At 69.3% G+C, this 17,007-nt stretch carries 12 protein-coding genes and 6 pseudogenes; 16 read left to right on the top strand and 2 right to left on the bottom strand.

All coding sequences use genetic code 11. The annotated features are described in order from the left end of the window. On the bottom strand, positions 1-275 hold a 275-nt coding region (locus A6302_RS15220), incomplete at its 3' end, for a hypothetical protein (RefSeq protein WP_141703815.1). A 204-nt stretch (positions 276-479) separates the two neighbouring features. Between A6302_RS15220 and A6302_RS15215 the strand changes: the two are divergent. From A6302_RS15215 to A6302_RS15190, 7 genes and pseudogenes are all read left to right on the top strand, one after another. Beyond that, positions 480-1,959: pseudogene (locus A6302_RS15215) on the top strand (helicase HerA domain-containing protein). Between the two features lie 86 nt (positions 1,960-2,045). Beyond that, positions 2,046-2,564, top strand: a pseudogene (locus tag A6302_RS26240) (PAS domain-containing protein); the annotation flags it as partial. A gap of 117 nt (positions 2,565-2,681) precedes the next feature. Beyond that, positions 2,682-4,579 (top strand): annotated as a pseudogene (locus tag A6302_RS26235) (hybrid sensor histidine kinase/response regulator). A 1,010-nt stretch (positions 4,580-5,589) separates the two neighbouring features. Next, positions 5,590-6,789, top strand: coding sequence for an OpgC family protein (locus A6302_RS15205; protein WP_069307751.1), 1,200 nt, complete (start codon positions 5,590-5,592; stop codon positions 6,787-6,789). A gap of 211 nt (positions 6,790-7,000) precedes the next feature. Further along, positions 7,001-7,749 (top strand): annotated as a pseudogene (locus A6302_RS15200) (YebC/PmpR family DNA-binding transcriptional regulator). A gap of 260 nt (positions 7,750-8,009) precedes the next feature. Beyond that, positions 8,010-8,777 (top strand): sulfite exporter TauE/SafE family protein, encoded by a 768-nt coding sequence (locus A6302_RS15195; protein ID WP_083255816.1) that lies wholly within the window; start codon positions 8,010-8,012, stop codon positions 8,775-8,777. Between the two features lie 163 nt (positions 8,778-8,940). Then, a complete protein-coding gene (locus tag A6302_RS15190; protein WP_069307750.1) occupies positions 8,941-9,540 on the top strand; it encodes a glutathione S-transferase family protein in 600 nt (199 codons plus the stop codon). A 257-nt stretch (positions 9,541-9,797) separates the two neighbouring features. On the opposite strand, the gene A6302_RS15185 is transcribed toward A6302_RS15190, so the two are convergent. Next, positions 9,798-10,265 (bottom strand): Lrp/AsnC family transcriptional regulator, encoded by a 468-nt coding sequence (locus A6302_RS15185; RefSeq protein WP_069307753.1) that lies wholly within the window; start codon positions 10,263-10,265, stop codon positions 9,798-9,800. A 141-nt stretch (positions 10,266-10,406) separates the two neighbouring features. Between A6302_RS15185 and A6302_RS15180 the strand changes: the two genes are divergently transcribed. The 9 genes and pseudogenes from A6302_RS15180 to A6302_RS23085 form a co-directional block, all read left to right on the top strand. After that, positions 10,407-11,363: a DMT family transporter gene (locus A6302_RS15180; RefSeq protein WP_069307749.1), complete on the top strand. Its 957-nt coding sequence runs from the start codon at positions 10,407-10,409 to the stop codon at positions 11,361-11,363. Positions 11,364-11,430: 67 nt separating this feature from the next. Then, on the top strand, positions 11,431-11,952 hold the full coding sequence (gene ruvC / locus A6302_RS15175; RefSeq protein ID WP_069307748.1) for a crossover junction endodeoxyribonuclease RuvC: 522 nt from the start codon (positions 11,431-11,433) through the stop codon (positions 11,950-11,952). Between the two features lie 120 nt (positions 11,953-12,072). Beyond that, a pseudogene (gene ruvA / locus A6302_RS15170) lies at positions 12,073-12,689 on the top strand (Holliday junction branch migration protein RuvA). 150 nt (positions 12,690-12,839) lie between these two features. Continuing rightward, positions 12,840-13,562: a hypothetical protein gene (locus A6302_RS15165; protein WP_069307747.1), complete on the top strand. Its 723-nt coding sequence runs from the start codon at positions 12,840-12,842 to the stop codon at positions 13,560-13,562. 48 nt (positions 13,563-13,610) lie between these two features. Then, complete coding sequence (gene ruvB / locus A6302_RS15160) at positions 13,611-14,660, top strand: Holliday junction branch migration DNA helicase RuvB (RefSeq protein WP_069307746.1); 1,050 nt, start codon at positions 13,611-13,613, stop codon at positions 14,658-14,660. Continuing rightward, the gene (gene ybgC, locus A6302_RS15155; RefSeq protein WP_069307752.1) at positions 14,653-15,096 is read left to right on the top strand and encodes a tol-pal system-associated acyl-CoA thioesterase; all 444 of its coding nucleotides are present in this window, start codon (positions 14,653-14,655) and stop codon (positions 15,094-15,096) included. The genes ruvB and ybgC overlap by 8 nt, the downstream gene beginning before the upstream one ends. Positions 15,097-15,397: 301 nt before the next feature. Beyond that, positions 15,398-16,108 (top strand): protein TolQ, encoded by a 711-nt coding sequence (gene tolQ, locus A6302_RS15150; RefSeq protein ID WP_069307745.1) that lies wholly within the window; start codon positions 15,398-15,400, stop codon positions 16,106-16,108. Between the two features lie 3 nt (positions 16,109-16,111). Beyond that, positions 16,112-16,576 (top strand): protein TolR, encoded by a 465-nt coding sequence (gene tolR / locus A6302_RS15145; RefSeq protein WP_069307744.1) that lies wholly within the window; start codon positions 16,112-16,114, stop codon positions 16,574-16,576. Between the two features lie 18 nt (positions 16,577-16,594). After that, a pseudogene (locus A6302_RS23085) lies at positions 16,595-17,007 on the top strand (hypothetical protein); the annotation flags it as partial.

The raw sequence follows: 17,007 nt of genomic DNA, 5'->3' as shown, positions 1-17,007 counted from the left end.
GTCCCGAAGTTGGCTGGCAGGCTGTCGAACAGGTTTCTGTTTTCCAGGATCTGGTCACGCAAGATCGAATCTTTCTCGACAGCGTCTCGGAGATTCGGGCCGTACCCAAAATGCAGCGCCTTCAGCCAGCCCAGCTCCAGCACCGCCTCGGGAAACTCCGTCAGCCCCAGTCCGCCAAGGTCCAGCGTGTCGCTGCGGGTTGCCCGGCAGGCTTCGATTCGGGCCATGGCTTCCTCGATGCCGGTTCGCCCGCGGTCCCCTGCCGTCGTCGCCATCGTTGCCCCTCGTCGCGGCGCCCGTTCCCCGCGTGCCTCGACGTTAGGGCAACCGGGCCGGCAACTTCAACCTTCTCCACAGCCCGCCGAAACCGTTGGATCAACCCGCTTGCCTCCCATTCCCCCTTGGACAGGCGGGGGCGAATCGGGAAACGGTCGGGGCCCGTATCTGGGCGGGCATCGGCAGAAGCTGGAACTGGGTGAATGACGGTCAGCGTGGACATGGGGGCGAAGGCCGGTGGCCAGCGTGCCGCCTTCGATCTTGAGGAACTGCTGGCCACGCGCCTGCTGGTGCAGGGCAATTCCGGGTCCGGCAAGTCGCATCTCTTGCGCCGCCTGCTCGAACAGAGCGCGCCCTGGGTGCAGCAGGCGATCATCGATCCCGAAGGCGATTTCGTCACGCTGGCCGACCGGTTCGGCCATGTGGTGGTGGATGCGGTCGGGTCCGAGCGCGATCTGGCGCTGATCGCCGCGCGGGTGCGCCGGCACCGGGTGTCCGTGGTGCTCAACCTCGAAGGCCTCGAGGTCGACGCGCAGGTGAAGGCCGCCGCCGCCTTTCTCAACGGCCTGTTCGACGCCGAGCGCGACCACTGGTATCCGATGCTGGTGGTGGTGGACGAGGCGCAGCTGTTTGCGCCCGCCGCCTCCGGCGAGGCCGACGGCGAGGCGCGGCGGGTGTCGCTCACCGCCATGACCAACCTGATGTGCCGCGGCCGCAAGCGCGGGCTCGCCGGCGTGATCGCCACCCAGCGGCTGGCCAAGCTCGCCAAGAATGTCGCGGCCGAAGCCTCCAACTTCATGATGGGCCGCACCTTTCTCGACATCGACATGGCGCGGGCCGCCGACCTGCTCGGCATGGACCGGCGTCAGGCCGAGACCTTCCGCAATCTGGAGCGCGGCCAGTTCGTCGCGCTCGGCCCGGCGATCGGCCGGCGGGCCGAGGCGGTGCGCGTCGCAAGGTGGAGACCAGCGGCCGGGGCACCGGCCCCGGGCTGATGCCGCTGCCCGACCAGCCGGCCGAGGACGCGCGCGAGCTGATCTTCCGCGCCGGCCTCGACGACGTGGCGCCGCGCAGCGTCGCCGTCGTCTCCACCGCCGACATCCTCGCCCGCCTCGCCGAAAGCCGGCAGGCGCTCGCCCCCGATCCGGAGGACGATCCGGCCCAGGCCGATCTTCTCGCGCTGTCCGACCGGGACGACGAGATCGAGGCGATCCTGACCGAGATGCTGGCCGACCCGGAAGCGCCGTTCGCGCAGATCTCGGTGCTCTACCAGGATTTCCTCGTCCGCTGCCGCATCCGGCGGGTGAAGGGCCCGGCGATGGACCTGCCGGCCTTCCGCAAGCGGCTCGCGATCGCCCGCGCCGGCGTGGAGGCCGAGGAGGTGGACGGCGACGCGTGGAACCAGGCGACGCTGGTGGCCGCCGCCCTGCCGGAGGACATGCGCGGCGTGTTCCTGCTGGTGGCCCGCGCCGGGCTGCGCAAGGCGCCCTGTCCGTCGGATGAGGAGATCGCCCGGGCCTATGGCACGCGCAGCCCCTCGCGCGCCCGGCGGCTGCTCGCCTACATGGAGGAGCGCGGCTTCCTCGCCACCGCCTCCGACCTGCGCGCCAGCGCATCATCCAGCTGCCGGATCTCGGCTGGCAGACCGCGCCGGGCAGCGCCGACGCGGTGGCGGCGGAGTAGGGCAGGGGAGACGGGAACCGCAAGGCCCCTGTCGCCGTTTGATTTTTCTGCAGGTCGGTGCCATTGACCGGTCCGTGGCCTGCGGCATGATCCGCGACGACGGGCGGGTGTGCACGGCCTGCACGCCCCTGCCTTCGATTACGAGAAAGTCGTCCCTGATGAAGTCATTCCTGATCGCCCGCGGTGACATGAGCGAGCGGATGCGGTCGACGAACTGGGATGCGACGCCCTTCGGCCCGCCGGCGAACTGGCCGGCCGAGCTGAAGATGATCCTCAACCTCTGCCTCAACACCAGCCTGCCGACCGCGATCTACTGGGGGGCGGACCTGCGCCTGCTCTACAACGACGCCTGGGCGCCGATCGCCGGCGAGAAGCATCCCTGGGCGCTCGGGCGCCCCGCGCGCGAGGTCTGGGCCGACATCTGGCATGTGATCGAGCCGCAGCTGACCGCGGTGATGACCACCGGCGAGGGGTTTTCGGTCACCGACCAGCTGTTGCCGATGAAGCGCGGCGGGCGGATCCAGAACACCCACTGGGACTACAGCTTCGCGCCCGTGTTCAGCAACGACGGCAAGGTGCTCGGCATCTTCAACCAAGGCAACGAGACGACCGCGCGGCTCAACGCGGAGCGCGCGCTGCGGGCGAGCGAGGAGCGGCTGGAATATGCGCTCGGCGCCTCCAACACGGTCGGCACCTGGGACTGGGACATCCCCAACGACCGGGTGGTGTCCGACGAGCGCTTTGCGCGGATGTATGGCGTCGACCGCGAGCGCGCGGCCAGGGGCGCCCCGCTCGGCGAATTCTTCCGCCGGGTGGCTCCCGAGGACCTGCCCCGGCTGCAGGCGGCGATTGCTGCGTGCATGCGCAGCGGCGAGACCTACGCGGAGGAATACCGGCTGGTCTCCCCCGACGGATCCGTGCGCTGGGTGGCGGCCGAGGGCCGGGTGACGCTGGCGCCCGACGGCACGCCGCTGCGCTTTCCGGGCGTCAGCTTCGACATCACCGAGCGGAAGATGGTGGAGGCGGCGCTGCGCGAGAGCGAGGAGCGCTTCCGCGCCATCACCAATTCGGTGGACCAGATGATCTGGTCCACCCGGCCGGACGGATTTCACGACTATTTCAATCAGCGCTGGTACGACTACACCGGCGTGCCCGCGGGCTCGACCGATGGCGAGGAATGGAACGGCATGTTCCACCCGGACGACCGCGAGCGCGCCTTTGCGCTGTGGAGCCGCTGTCTTGAGACCGGCGCGCCCTATCACATCGAATACCGCCTGCGGCATCGCAGCGGGGTGTGGCGCTGGGTGCTCGGCCGGGCGCAGGCCGTGCGCAACGATGCCGGCGAGATCATCCGCTGGTTCGGCAGCTGCACCGACATCCAGGACATCGTCGATGCCCGCGAGGTGCTGGCCCGCTCGCGCGAGGAGCTGGAGCGCGAGATCGGCGAGCGCACCGCCAAGCTGATGCAGGCCGAGGAACAGCTGCGCCAGGCGCAGAAGATGGAGGCGGTCGGCCAGCTCACCGGCGGCATCGCCCATGATTTCAACAACATGCTGGCCGTCATCCTCGGCGCGGTCAACCTTCTGGAGCGCAAGCTGGCGCGCGGCGACACCGACGTCGGCCGCTTCATCGAGGCGGCCAAGGACGGCGCCAACCGCGCCGCCTCGCTGACCCAGCGCCTGCTCGCCTTCTCCCGCCGCCAGCCGCTGCAGCCGGAGGTGATCGAGCCGAACCGCATGGTCGCCGGCATGACGGAGCTTCTGACCCGCGCGTCGGCGAGCAGGTCGAGGTGGAAACCGTGCTGTCGGCCGGGATCTGGCGGATCAACGTCGACCCGAGCCAGCTGGAAAACGCGATCCTCAATCTCGCGGTCAACGCCCGGGACGCGATGCCGGCGGGCGGCAAGCTGACGGTGGAGACCCTCAACACCTATGTCGCGGACGATTATGCCGCCGATCACGCCTTCGCCGCCGGCCAGTATGTGATGATCGCCGTCACCGACAGCGGCACGGGCATGAGCGCGGAGGTGATCGCCAAGGCCTTCGATCCGTTCTTCACCACCAAGCCGGTGGGCAAGGGCTCGGGCCTCGGCCTCAGCCAGGTGTTCGGCTTCGTCCGGCAGTCGAGGGGCCACGTCAAGATCTACTCCGAGCCCGGCCACGGCACGACGGTGAAGATCTACCTGCCGCGCCACTACGGGGAGATGGAGACCGAGGACCAGGGCCGCGGCCCCGGCCAGCCCGACCGCGGCGACCACAGCGAGACCGTGCTGGTGGTGGAGGACGACGAGCGGGTGCGCAGCTTCTCCACCGAGGCGCTGCGCGACCTCGGCTACACGGTGCTGGGAGCGGCCTCGGGCGCCGCGGCGCTCGCCCTGATCGAGGCCGGCGCCCGGCCGACCCTGCTGTTCACCGACGTGGTGATGCCCGGCATGAGCGGCCGCGAACTTGCCGACCTGGTGGTGAAACGGCTCCCGGAGGTGAAGGTGCTCTACACCACCGGCTACACCCGCAACGCCATCGTCCACAACGGCGTCCTCGACCCCGGCACCCACCTGCTGCAGAAGCCGTTCAGCGTGGACCAGCTGGCGGCAAAGGTGAGGAGCGTGCTGGATGTGTGAGGGGGACTGACGTTCTTAGGCCGATGAAAGTTTCCGGCCGGTGCGGGGTTCCGGCCGGTGCGGGGTTCCGGCCCGCGACGGGCTCCTGCCCGTGCCGGGCGCGACTGCGCCTCCGCGTGTCATTCCCGGCCGCGGCGCGCAGCGCCGCGGGGAAGCGAATCCAGAAGCCGGCCAACGAGTTCCACAGCTGCCTTCTGGCTCCCCTTTCTTCGCCTCGCTCGCCGGGGATGACATTTTTCGAATTCATCGCCAAGAACTTATGGGGAGGAGCGTCCGGGCAGCCTGCGAAGACGTTGCGGTCAAATTGCCTGGTTTCCAGTGATTTGCTATCAGTCATCACATATATTTGGAGGCCCACCTGCCATGTCGTCTCCCGATCCCAGCGATTTGTCTGTCATCCGGCCCGACACGCGCGTTCGGCTGGGTTCGATGCTTCTGGAGATCGGGCGCAACCGATCGACTTCGACCGCTGATGCAGCCCGATATTGCCTGTCTCCAGCCGGATGTCGTGCGTCCCGGACGTCCGGCGGTCGCACGTCGGGATGCGCAGGGAAGGACGATGGTCCCCCTGATGGTGACCTAGCCGGTCATCCTCCGCGAAGGCGGAGGATCCACGAAAGCCGTCTGCGGTAGCCTCGTGGATCGGGTGACACGTGGTGGGTACAGCCTCTCTCCCGTCCTTGCCGGGCTTGACCCGGCAATCCACTGGCCGCGCGGCGAGCATGATCTGTCGGGCTGATATCGGTGCCTCTTGCGTCGCGCATTCGGATGCGGGCCGGCCAGTGGGTCGCCGGGTCAAGCCCGGCGAAGACGCTGGAGAGGCCGAAGTCCCCTGTGAGCCGCAATCCTTCCCGGCCTGACGGCCGTGCCCTGCGCGGACCATGACATCAGGCGAGCGGGCATTCGCCCCTCACGTCAAACCCCCGCTCCTCCTAGCGTCCTCTCTGGAACCTCCTCCCCCCTCCCGGCGTTGCCACCCTGCGGGCGGGGCATTGCGGAGGAATGCGGCGATGAACCGTCTGGGTGCTGTTGATGGAATGCGGGGGTATTTCCTCGTGTTCATGGTGCTGAACCACCTCGCCTTCCAGGGCGGGTATCTCTTGGTGAAGGTCAATCACGGCGAGCTTGGCTATGTGCAGGACGCGCAGGGATTCGTGTTCCTGTCGGGCCTGCTGGTCGGCATGGTCTATGCCCGGCAGATGGTGAAGCGCGGCTATGACCACGCCGCCGCCAAGATGCGCTGGCGGGCCGGCGAGCTCTATCTCTGGTCGCTGGTCTGCATCGGCACGATCTTCCTGCTCGGCTTCCTGCTGCCGGCCTCGTCCGACTACTGGTCGCCGTGGCTGTGGCAGCTCGCCGACCACGATCCCGCCTTCCTCGCCGCGTCGGCGACGCTGCTCTACCAGCCGACCTACATGGACATCCTGCCGCAATACATGGTCTACCTGCTGGTCGCCCCGCCGCTGGTGTGGCTCTGCGTCACCGGCCGGTGGATGCATGTGGCCGCAGGCTCCGCGCTGATGTGGCTGGCCGTGCAGTTCGGCCTGCATCTGCCGCTGCGCGACGCGGTGCACGCCGGCATGCAGTCGCTGCATCCGGATCTCGAATTGCGGGCGCACTTCAATGTCTTCGCCTGGCAGGCGGTGTTCATCTCCGGCCTGGTGCTTGGCGCGCTGACCTCGACGAAGCAGATCGACTGGGGCCGGGTGATGAGCCGGGCAACGGCGCCGTTCGCGGGGTTGGCGCTTGCCATCGTCGTGTTCTTCATGGCCTGGCGGCTGGCCGTCACCTTTGAGGTGATGCCGGAGGCGGTGATGGCGCGCTTTGCGGCGCAGGACGTGCGCGGCGAGTTCTCGCTGCAGTATCTCCTCAACTTCTCGGCGCTCGCCTTCGTCGTCGCCTGGACGATGATTGCCGGCCCGCAGTCGGAAAGCCGGATCGTGCAGGGCGCCGCCCGGCTGCTGCACGGCGTGTTCGGCCTGCCGGTGCTGCAGCTGATCGGCCGGCATTCGCTGCATGTCTACGTCTTCCACGTGATCATGATCTACCTGATCGTTGCCTTCGATCATGCCGTCGGCCCGTTCGGCGAGATGACCAAGACGCTGATCGCGGTGCTGGCCGTCGCCGCGCTGGTGATCCCGGCGCTGTGGCGCGAGCGGGGCCGCCCGGCGCTGGCGGGCCTGTTCGCGCGCGGCGTGCCGGCGGGGTGAGTGGTGCTTGCCCGGCTTGGCGTCGATCGGGCCGGATTTCCGCTTGATGCTGGATTCCGGCGCGTCCAGCGCCTATAAGGAGGCCGATTTTCACGAGAGGGTTTCGCCGGGATGGCGCGGCACGGTCGCCGTCGCCCGGCGCAGCCGTCAGGCAGGCCGGCCGCGCGCCCGGCGGGCGGGTCCCGCGGGCGCTCCGGCAAACGAGGCTTTCATGGCAGGTCACAGTCAGTTCAAGAACATCATGCACCGCAAGGGTGCCCAGGACGCCAAGCGCGCCAAGGTCTTCTCCAAGCTTGCCCGCGAGATCACCGTGGCGGCCAAGGAAGGCGGCGCCGACCCGTCGATGAACGCGCGCCTGCGCCTCGCCATCCAGACGCCCGCGCCGAGAACCTGCCCAAGGACAACATCGAGCGCGCGATCAAGAAGTCGGCCGGCGCCGAGGGCGACAACTACGCCGAGGTCCGCTACGAGGGCCGCGGCCCGGGCGGCGTGTCGGTGATCGTCGAGGCCCTGACCGACAACCGCAACCGCACCGCCTCGGCCGTGCGCTCCTATTTCACCAAGCATGGCGGCACGCTGGGCGAGACCGGCTCGGTCTCCTTCATGTTCGACCGGCTGGGCGAGATCACCTACAAGGCCTCCGTCGGCACCGCCGACGCGGTGCTGGAGGCGGCGATCGAGGCCGGCGCCGAGGACGTGCAGTCCGGCGACGAGGCCCATGTGGTCACCTGCGCCTTCGAGGACATCGGCGAGGTGTCGAAGGCGCTGGAAGCCGCGCTCGGCGACGCGGAGTCGGTCAAGATCGTCTGGCGCCCCCAGACCATGACCACCCTCGACGAGGAAAAGGCCCAGACCATGATGAAGCTCCTCGACGTGCTCGAAGACGACGACGACGTCCAGAATGTCCACTCGAACTTCGAGGTCTCCGACGAGGTGCTGGCCAAGCTCACGGCGGCGTAAGCCGGGTGCACAAGAATTGATGCGGAGGCGCGGCTCGGCCGCGCCTTCGTCGTTTCGAGGGGCAGGTCTGCTCACGGCTGAGATGCTCACGGCTCAGGGCCGGAGCGGCTGGCCACTCCGGCCCCGCCGGCGCAACTGCCGGGCGCGATGACAATTCCTTCCACTCTACGGATCCCTCGGCCAATGGACGCCGCGATCGCCTCTTTCCTAGCCGGTCCGGCTTCGGACGCCTGTTTCCCGGGAAACACGGACGGGGGAGCATGCTGACCGGGCTTCTCACCGATCTCGTCGCGCTGCTCGGCGAGACCGGCGTGCGCATCGCGCTGGCGATCGCCGTGGTCGGCGGGTTGCTGCGCGGCTTTTCCGGCTTCGGCGGGGCACTGGTCTACATGCCGGTGGCGGCCGCCGCGCTCGGGCCGGCGGCGGCCTCGGCGAGCCTGCTCCTGTTCGACGGGGTCGGTACGTTGCCGCTGCTGCTGAAAGCGATGCGGCGGGCAAATTTCCCGGTGGTGCTGCCGCTCGCGATCGGCTCGGCCTGCCTCATCCCGGCGGGGGCGTGGATGCTCACCCACGTCGATCCGGTGCCGGTGCGCTGGACGATCTCGGTGATCATCTTTCTCGCCGTCGGCGCGCTTGCCTCCGGCCTCACCTGGCCGGGGCCGACGCGGCTGCCGGTCTCGCTCGGGGTCGGCGCGCTCGCCGGCTTCATGGGCGGGCTGGCGCAGGTGTCCGGCCCGCCGGTGGTGCTCTATCTGCTCGGGCGGCTGCGCCCGGCGGAGGAAACCCGCGCCAATCTCTTCGTCTTCTTCGCGCTCAACACGATCACCACCTTCGTCGCCTACCTCGTCGCCGGCCTGTTCACGCCGCGGGTACTGCTGATCTCGCTGCTGATCGGCCCGGTCTACATGCTCGGCCTGCTCGCCGGCAGCCGCCTGTTCGGCCTTGCCTCCGACACGGTCCACCGCCGCGTCGCCTTCGTGCTGATCCTCGGCGCCGGCATCGCCGGCATGCCGGTGTGGGGCGGGTGAGGAAATCGCTCCGGCCATCCCGCCGCAGGGGATGAGCGAAGGCCGGCGCGGTTTCGTCACACGGGCGTGCGAGAGTGGCACGGCATGGCCCTTCAGCGGCCCATGCCGACAATCAGAACATGCGCCGCCGCACGCCGCAGGCGGCCCTCGGGAGGCAGACGCGATGAAGCTCTACTGGTCGCCGCAGACCCGGTCCTCGACCGTGCTCTGGATGCTCGAGGAAACCGGACTTGCCTGTGAGCGCGTCCTTGTCGACATCCGCTCCGGCGCGCAGCGCGCGGACTGGTATCGTGCGATCAACCCGATGTTGAAGGTGCCGGCGCTGGTGGACGGCGAAGCGACGATGGCCGAGACGGCGGCAATCTGCGCCTATCTCGCCGATGTCGCGCCGCAGGCAAACCTCGCCCCGGCCATCGGCGATCCGGCGCGCGGCCGCTACCTGCACTATCTCGTCTTTGCCACCGCTTGCATCGAGCCGGCGATCGCCCAGATCTTCACCAAGATGGAGATCCCCTCCGGTTCGGCCGGCTGGGGCAGCGCCGAGCGGGTGTTCGACGTGCTCGACGGCGAGTTGCGCAAGGGGCCGTGGATCCTCGGCGACCGCTTTTCCGCCGCCGACGTGATGATCGGCTCGGGCCTGCATTTCTGCGTCGCCGCCTTCAAGCTGGTGCCGCCGCGTCCGTCCTTCACGGCCTATCTGGACCGCTGCTACGCCCGCCCCGCCTGGCAGCGGGCGCAGGCGATCGATGCTGCGGGGGTGTGAGGGGGGCTCCCAGGGGCCCGCGCCCGCAGTTATCATCCCCGGCCGTGGCGCGCAGCGCCCCGGTTGTCATCCCCGGCCGTGGCGCGCAGCGCCGCGGGGAAGGGGATCCAGAAGGCAGCTTTTGAATTCCGTCGCCGGCTTCTGGATTCCCTTCCCTCGCTTCGCTCGCCGGGAATGACAATCGGAGTTGATGGCGGCGCTCCCGGAAATGACTGGGATCAGCCTCGAGAGGTTCCTGGCACCGTCCGCCAACCACCTCACATCGGCAGCGGGGCCTGGTCCTTCACCGTGCGGATCGCGAAGTTGGAGCGGATGTCTTCGACCATGTCGAGGCTGATCAGCCGTTCGGTGATCCAGTTCTCGTAGGATTCCAGATCCTCGACCACCACTTCCAGCAGGAAATCCGACTGGCCGGACACCATGTGGCAGGCGACCACCTCCGGCATGGCGGCGAGCGCGGCCGAGACGGTGAGCATTTCCTCGCGGTTCTGGTGGCTGGCGCGCAGGCTGACGAAGGCGGTGAGGCCGAGACCGGCCTTCTTGCGGTCGACGACCGCGCGATAGCCGCGGATCACGCCCTCCTCCTCCAGCTTCTTCACCCGCCGCAGGCAGGGGGAGGGGGAGAGGTTGATGCGGTCGGCGAGTTCCACATTGGTCAGCCGGCCTTCCTCCTGCAGATGGCGCAGGATCTTGCGGTCGGTGGCATCGATCCGGTCAACTGGCATCATCGGCTCCTTTCTGGTCAAGATTGGCAGAACATGCCAAAAACGGACGCTGAAGGGGCATACTACGCAAGGACATGCCATGGCCGTCAAGGCTAGTCTCGAAAGGTAAGCAGCACTGCCCGATCCTTTCGAGATACGCCTATGTCCTTCACCGATCTTGCCCCGCGCCGGCTTGGCGCCAGCTTCCTCGCCTTCCCGGCGGCCGGTCTCATTGCCGCGATGCTGACGGTGGCCGGCTGGACCACGTGGGTGGTGGGCACGCGCTGGGCGATGGCCTCGGGCGCGCTCGAGATCGATCCGGCCGGGCTGGCGGTGATCCGCTTCGGCGTCGCCGCGCTGGTGCTCTCCCCGGTCTGGCTGCGCACCGGTCTGAAGCCCAAGGGTGTCGATCTGCGCACCTTCCTCGGCCTGCTGCTCGCCGGCGCCCCCTTCGTCGCCTTCGTTTCGGCCGGTCTCGGCCATGCCCCGGCCGCCCAGTCGGCCCCGGTCGTCACCGGGCTGATGCCGGTCGTCACCGGCGCACTCGCGGTCCTGTTCCTCGGCGACCGGCTCGACCGGATCCGGGTGCTCGGCCTCGCCATCGTGCTGGCCGGCATCGCGGTGGTGGTCGCCGGCGGCCTGATGCAGGATGCCGGTGCCTGGCGCGGCTATGCGCTGTTCCTGGCCGCGGCCTTTGCCTGGGGCGTCTATTCGGTGTCCTTCCGCCGCAGCGGCCTCTCGGCCCTCCACGCCACGGCGCTGATCGCCGTCTGGTCCTTCCTCGCCGTGCTGCCCTGGGGCCTCGGCTCACTGATCCATGCGGTGGAAACCGCGCCGGTGCATCTCCTTGCCGGCCAGGTGGTGGTGCAGGGCCTCGTCGCCGGTGTCTTCTCCATCCTCGCCTTCTCCTTCGCCGCCGGCCGGCTCGGCCCGGCCAAAGCCAGCGCCCTTACCGGCCTCACCCCGCTCAGCGTGCTGGCGGTGGCCGGCCTGCTGCTCGGCGAGGGCTTCGACGTTGCGACGCTCACCGGCTCGGTCATCGTCGCCGTCGGCGTTATCGCGGCCAGCGGCAGCCTCGACCGCCTCGTGTCCTTCCGTCTCGCGACGTCCCGCCGCTGAGCGTTGCGCCCCCTCCGGCGGCTGAAACCGATGGCCCTTGGCGCGCCTGCGCGCTACCCATGAGGCCATGAACGAGACCACGCGAATCATCGGCATCGATCCGGGCCTGCGCCGCACCGGCTGGGGCGTCATCGACGTCCTCGGCAATTCGGTGCGCTTCGTCGCCTCCGGCCTCGTCACCTCCGACGCCAAGGACGATCTCGCCGCCCGGCTCTGCCAGCTCCACGACGGGCTCGACACCGTGGTTCACGCATATGCGCCCCACGAGGCGGCGATCGAGCAGACCTTCGTCAACAAGGACGCCGGGGCGACGCTGAAGCTCGGCCAGGCGCGCGGCATCGCCCTGCTGGTGCCGGCGCGGCGCGGGCTGGTGATCGCCGAATACGCCCCCAACGCGGTGAAGAAGGCGGTGGTCGGCGCCGGCCACGCGGAGAAGATCCAGATCCGGATGATGGTCAAGGTGCTGATGCCGAAGGCCACCTTCGACAGCGACGACGCCGCCGATGCGCTGGCCATCGCGCTCACCCACGCCCATCATCGCGGCTCGGCCACCGCCCGCATCGCCCGCGCCATGGCCGCCTCCGGCTGAATTATGCCTGTTCTTGACCTGTTCCCTCCGTCGCCCTAGCGTCGCGGCAGCCGGCCGCGAATCGGCGGACGGCCGGGCGACCCGCGTCGCCGGTTTCCTCCTGTCATCGGATCGCCGCTCATGATCGGCAAGCTCAAGGGCGTCGTCGACGGCTTCGGCGAGGATCACCTGATCCTCGACGTCCACGCGTCGGCTATCTCGTCCACTGCTCGGCGCGCACCCTGCAACGGGCGCCCAAGGCCGGCGAGGCGATGGTGCTGTTCATCGAGACCTATGTGCGCGAGGACATGATCCGGCTCTACGGCTTTGCCGTCGAGGCGGAGCGCGAGTGGTTCCGCCTGCTGATGACCGTGCAGGGGGTGGGCGCCAAGGTGGCGCTGGCCGTGCTCGGCGTGCTGGCCCCGGCCGAACTTGCCAATGCCATCGCCGCGCGCGACCTGACCGCGATCGCGCGGGCGCCGGGCGTCGGCAAGCGGGTGGCCGAGCGGATCGCGGGCGAACTGAAGGACAAGGCGCCGGGCTTCACCGATGCCGATCCGGCCGCGCTTCGGCTCGCCGGCGAGGTGGCCGAGTACCGGGTGCGCGGGCCGGCCGCGGAGGCCGTCTCGGCGCTGGTCAACCTCGGCTATGCCCAGTTGCAGGCGAGCGCGGCGGTGGCCGCCGCCGCCCGCGAGGCCGGCGAGGAGGCGCCGACCGAGAAGCTGATCCGCCTCGGCCTGCGCGAACTGGCCCGTTGAGGCCGCGCGGCGCCGCGTGAGATCGGAAAACGCCGTCGCGGCAGATGGCATCGGCGTTGCGTCGCGGTATGCTCGGGTAACGGCACGCCCGGACCGCACCGGATTCGCGGGGCGGGGGCCGCAGGCGCAACGGAACGAGGGAGAACGATCGTGTATCTGCTGTTTCGCTCGATCATGGTGATCGTGTTCTTCCTCGTCTGGATGGTGCTGTGGCAGGTGATCGCGCTCGCCATCGTCGCCGCCGGGCCGATTCTCGGCGGCATGGCGCTCGCCGACCTGCCCAAGCTGATGCCGACGGGGGAGGGGACGCCGTCGCCCTTCGTCATCGCCGCCGGGCTGACGCTGGTCGGCAACATCTTCCTCGTCATGTGCGCCATGCTGATCTCGGAATACGTGCCGAGCGCCGGCCGCTTCGTCGCCGCCTGCTTCAAGGCGGCCTTCGTGCTGATGCTCTTGTTCGGCGTGCCCTTCGCCGCCTACCTGTTCATGGGCGAGCTGTCCGACGCCGAGAAGCTGCCGCCGGTGATCGTGTTCGCGCTCGCCATGCTGGTGCCGACGGTGATCGTCGCCTTCGTGCTCGCCCCGCCGTTCCTTGCCTGGGTCAGCGAGAGACCGCGCGGACGCAAGCCGGCGACCGTCGCCGCCCCGCCGCAGATCGACGGTATCTCCGCGGACACCGCGGCGAACGCGCCGGTGTCCACGGCGGCCGAACCCGTGGCGGCGCCGGCCGCGCCGATGCCGGGCCCGATGCCCGGTTCCGTGCAGGGGCCGATCATGGGACCCGTGACGGCGCCCGCGCCCGTCGCGTCCCGACCCGTCGCCCCCGCGGCCCATGGACCGATCGTGATGCCGGCGGAAACCTCGCGCGCCTGACCGGGCCGCATGCAAGGCCGCACAGGCGGAGAAGGAACGGACCCGAGGATGGCTGCGCCCCCCAAGCGACTGGTTTCCGGCGAAGCGCGCGGCGACGACATCGACACCTCGATCCGCCCGCTCAGCATCGCCGAATTCGTCGGCCAGGCGTCGGCGCGCGCCAATCTGGAGGTGTTCATCCAGGCCGCGAAGACCCGCGGCGACGCGCTCGACCACGTGCTGTTCGTCGGCCCGCCGGGCCTCGGCAAGACGACGCTGGCGCAGATCGTCGCCCGCGAGCTCGGCGTGAACTTCCGCGCCACCTCCGGCCCGGTAATCGCCAAGGCCGGCGACCTTGCGGCGCTGCTCACCAATCTCGAAGAGCGCGACGTCCTGTTCATCGACGAGATCCACCGCATGAGCCCGGCGGTGGAGGAAATCCTCTATCCGGCGATGGAGGATTTCCAGCTCGACCTGATCATCGGCGAGGGGCCGGCGGCCCGCTCGGTGCGGATCGATCTGGCGAAATTCACCCTCGTCGGCGCGACGACCCGGCTCGGCCTTCTGACGACGCCGCTGCGCGACCGGTTCGGCATCCCGATCCGCCTCGAATTCTACACCACCGAGGAACTCGAACACATCGTGCGCCGCGGCGCGCGGATCATGGGCATCGGCATGACCCCGGACGGGGCGACCGAGATCGCCCGCCGCTCGCGCGGCACCCCGCGCATCGCCGGCCGCCTGTTGCGCCGGGTGCGCGATTTCGCCCTCGTCGCCGGCAAGGACGCCATCGACCGCGACGCGGCGGATGCGGCGCTGACCCGGCTCGACGTCGACCGCATCGGCCTCGACGCGCTCGACATGCGCTACCTCACGACCATCGCCTCGTCCTTCGGCGGCGGGCCGGTCGGTATCGAGACCATCGCCGCGGCGCTGTCGGAGCCGCGCGACGCGATCGAGGAGATCGTCGAGCCGTTCCTGATCCAGCGCGGCTTCGTCCAGCGCACCCCGCGCGGCCGCCTGCTCACCCGCCACGCCTTCGCCCACCTCGGCCTCGCCGTGCCGTCGGTGGCCGAGCTGCCGCAGTTCCAGCTGTTCGGGGATGTCGACGATGCGTGAGGCCCCGGCGCGGCCCGCCGTCCACAGCCTGCCGGTCCGCGTCTACTACGAGGACACCGACGCCGGCGGGGTGCTCTATCACGCCAGCCATGTGCGCTTCTTCGAGCGCGGGCGGACCGAATTCCTGCGCAGCGCCGGCATCCTGCAGTCGGAGCTCAACGCCGCGCCGGCGGCCGAGCGGGTGCTGTTCGTGGTGCGGCGGATGACGATCGATTATCTCAAGCCGGCTTTCCTCGACGATCTGCTGAGCGTGGAGACGGTGGTGCGCGAGATCACCGGCACGCGGGTGTCGATGGGGCAGACGCTGCTGCGCGGCGACATGCCGCTTGCGACCGCGGAAGTGCTGGTGGTCGCCATCGGCGCGGACCTGCGGCCGGTGCGGGTGCCGGATGCGATCGCGGCCCGTCTTTCCGCGCCGCAACACGGGCAAGACTAAATTAACCTTGATGGTTCATGAATGGCATGCCGGACAGGACGTCCGGCCGTCGTTGTTTCGACAAATTTGCCCGGCAGTGAGCAGTCCCGGATATCCGGGACGAGAGCCGCGCCGCTGGCGGACGAGACCGGCGGCTGGATCCGGCTCGTGCGTCACCAAGGCTTTTCCTCCGGGCGAGATCCCGGAGGCCGGACCAGATGGACGGGGTGGATCGCCGCCTGTCGTCCGTCAACGGGCCCGGGAGAAACCGCCGCGGAGATTCGCGCGTCCTCCCGCACAGCCCACAGAGGTCTTCAACTTCATGAACGGCGACCTGAGCCAAGCCGCCCTTGCCGCGCCCGCCGTGGACCTGTCGCTCGCCGCGATGTTCCTCGGCGCCCATCTCATCGTCAAGCTGGTGATGATCGGCCTCGTCGTCGCCTCCGTCTGGAGCTGGGCGATCATCATTGACAAGATCGTGCTGTTCACCCGCACGCGCCGCTCGATGGACCGCTTCGAGAAGGTGTTCTGGTCCGGCCAGTCGCTGGAGGAGCTCTACCGCTCGCTGGTGAGCCGCCCGAACTCTTCGCTTGCCGCCGTGTTCGTCGCGGCCATGCGCGAGTGGAAGCGCAGCCACGAGGGCGGCCGCTCCGCCTTCGCTTCGCTGTCGCAGCGCATCGACAAGGTGCTGGACGTGACGATCGTGCGCGAATCGGAACGGCTGGAATCGCGGCTGCTGTTCCTTGCCACCGTCGGTTCGGCGGCGCCCTTCGTCGGCCTGTTCGGCACGGTGTGGGGCATCATGACCAGCTTCCAGGCGATTGCCGCCTCCAAGAACACCAACCTGTCGGTGGTCGCGCCCGGCATCGCCGAGGCGCTGTTCGCCACGGCGCTCGGCCTGCTGGCGGCCATTCCGGCGGTGATCGCCTACAACAAGCTGTCGTCGGATGCCGGCAAGCTCACCTCGCGGATGGAGAGCTTTGCCGACGAGTTCTCGGCGATCCTGTCGCGCCAGATCGACGAGCGGAGCTGACCGATGGGCATGAGTGCCGGGGCAGCGGGTGGCGGCGGTGGACGCAGGCGGCGGGGCCGTCGCGGACGGCGCGGCGGCGCGCCGATGAGCGAGATCAACGTGACGCCCTTCGTGGACGTGATGCTGGTGCTCCTGATCGTGTTCATGGTGGCGGCCCCGCTGCTCACCGTGGGCGTGCCGATCGACCTGCCCGAGACGGCGGCCAAGCCGCTCGAAGGCCAGACCGATCCGATCAACATCTCGGTCGACAGCACGGGCAAGGTGTTCCTTCAGGACACCGAGATCAATGCCGACGAGGTGGTGGCCAAATTGCAGGCGATCGCCAAGAACGGCGTCGAGGACCGCATCTACGTGCGCGGCGACCGCGACGCGGACTACGGCACCGTGATGCGCATCATGGCGCGCATCTCGGCCGCCGGTTTCAAGAAAATCGGTCTCGTGACCACCGAGGAGAGCGGCGGCGGCTAAGCCGTCACCGGGGACACCATGCGTCTGGGCCTTGCGGCTTCCGTCATCGGACATCTCTCGATCCTGCTCTGGGGCATCATCAGCCTTCCCGGAGCCAAACCGCTTGAGGCGGAGTCCGTCGAGGCGCTGCCGATCGACATCATCACCGACACCACCAACATTTCCGAGGGCTCGAAGACCGCCGAACGCGGCGACACCCAGAGCCAGGGCATCGCCACGCCGCCGCTGCCCGACCCGAATGCCGAGCGCATCGGCAACGCCGCCCGCGATCTCGCCGCTCCGTCGACGCCGAAGCCGACCGATCAGGCCGCCAACCGCGAGGCGGCCCGCCGCCGCCGCCCCAGCCCGCCCCGAGGGCGCCGGAGCCGCCTGAACCGGAACCCGAGCCCGAACCCGAGGCGCCGCCGCCCCCGCCGAAGGCCGAAGCGCCT

This window comes from Methylobrevis pamukkalensis (assembly GCF_001720135.1).
GTDB classification, from domain to species: domain Bacteria; phylum Pseudomonadota; class Alphaproteobacteria; order Rhizobiales; family Pleomorphomonadaceae; genus Methylobrevis; species Methylobrevis pamukkalensis.
The sequence above is the reverse complement of the archived record's forward strand: the minus strand, read 5'-3'. Positions and strand labels throughout refer to the sequence as shown.

Coding starts and splice junctions, on each gene's coding strand:
- A6302_RS15205 (WP_069307751.1), top strand. CDS start 5,590: ATGAACCGTCTGGGTGCTGTTGATGGAATGCGGGGGTATTTCCTCGTG.
- A6302_RS15195 (WP_083255816.1), top strand. CDS start 8,010: ATGCTGACCGGGCTTCTCACCGATCTCGTCGCGCTGCTCGGCGAGACC.
- A6302_RS15190 (WP_069307750.1), top strand. CDS start 8,941: ATGAAGCTCTACTGGTCGCCGCAGACCCGGTCCTCGACCGTGCTCTGG.
- A6302_RS15185 (WP_069307753.1), bottom strand. CDS start 10,265: ATGCCAGTTGACCGGATCGATGCCACCGACCGCAAGATCCTGCGCCAT.
- A6302_RS15180 (WP_069307749.1), top strand. CDS start 10,407: ATGTCCTTCACCGATCTTGCCCCGCGCCGGCTTGGCGCCAGCTTCCTC.
- ruvC (WP_069307748.1), top strand. CDS start 11,431: ATGAACGAGACCACGCGAATCATCGGCATCGATCCGGGCCTGCGCCGC.
- ruvB (WP_069307746.1), top strand. CDS start 13,611: ATGGCTGCGCCCCCCAAGCGACTGGTTTCCGGCGAAGCGCGCGGCGAC.
- ybgC (WP_069307752.1), top strand. CDS start 14,653: ATGCGTGAGGCCCCGGCGCGGCCCGCCGTCCACAGCCTGCCGGTCCGC.
- tolQ (WP_069307745.1), top strand. CDS start 15,398: ATGAACGGCGACCTGAGCCAAGCCGCCCTTGCCGCGCCCGCCGTGGAC.
- tolR (WP_069307744.1), top strand. CDS start 16,112: ATGGGCATGAGTGCCGGGGCAGCGGGTGGCGGCGGTGGACGCAGGCGG.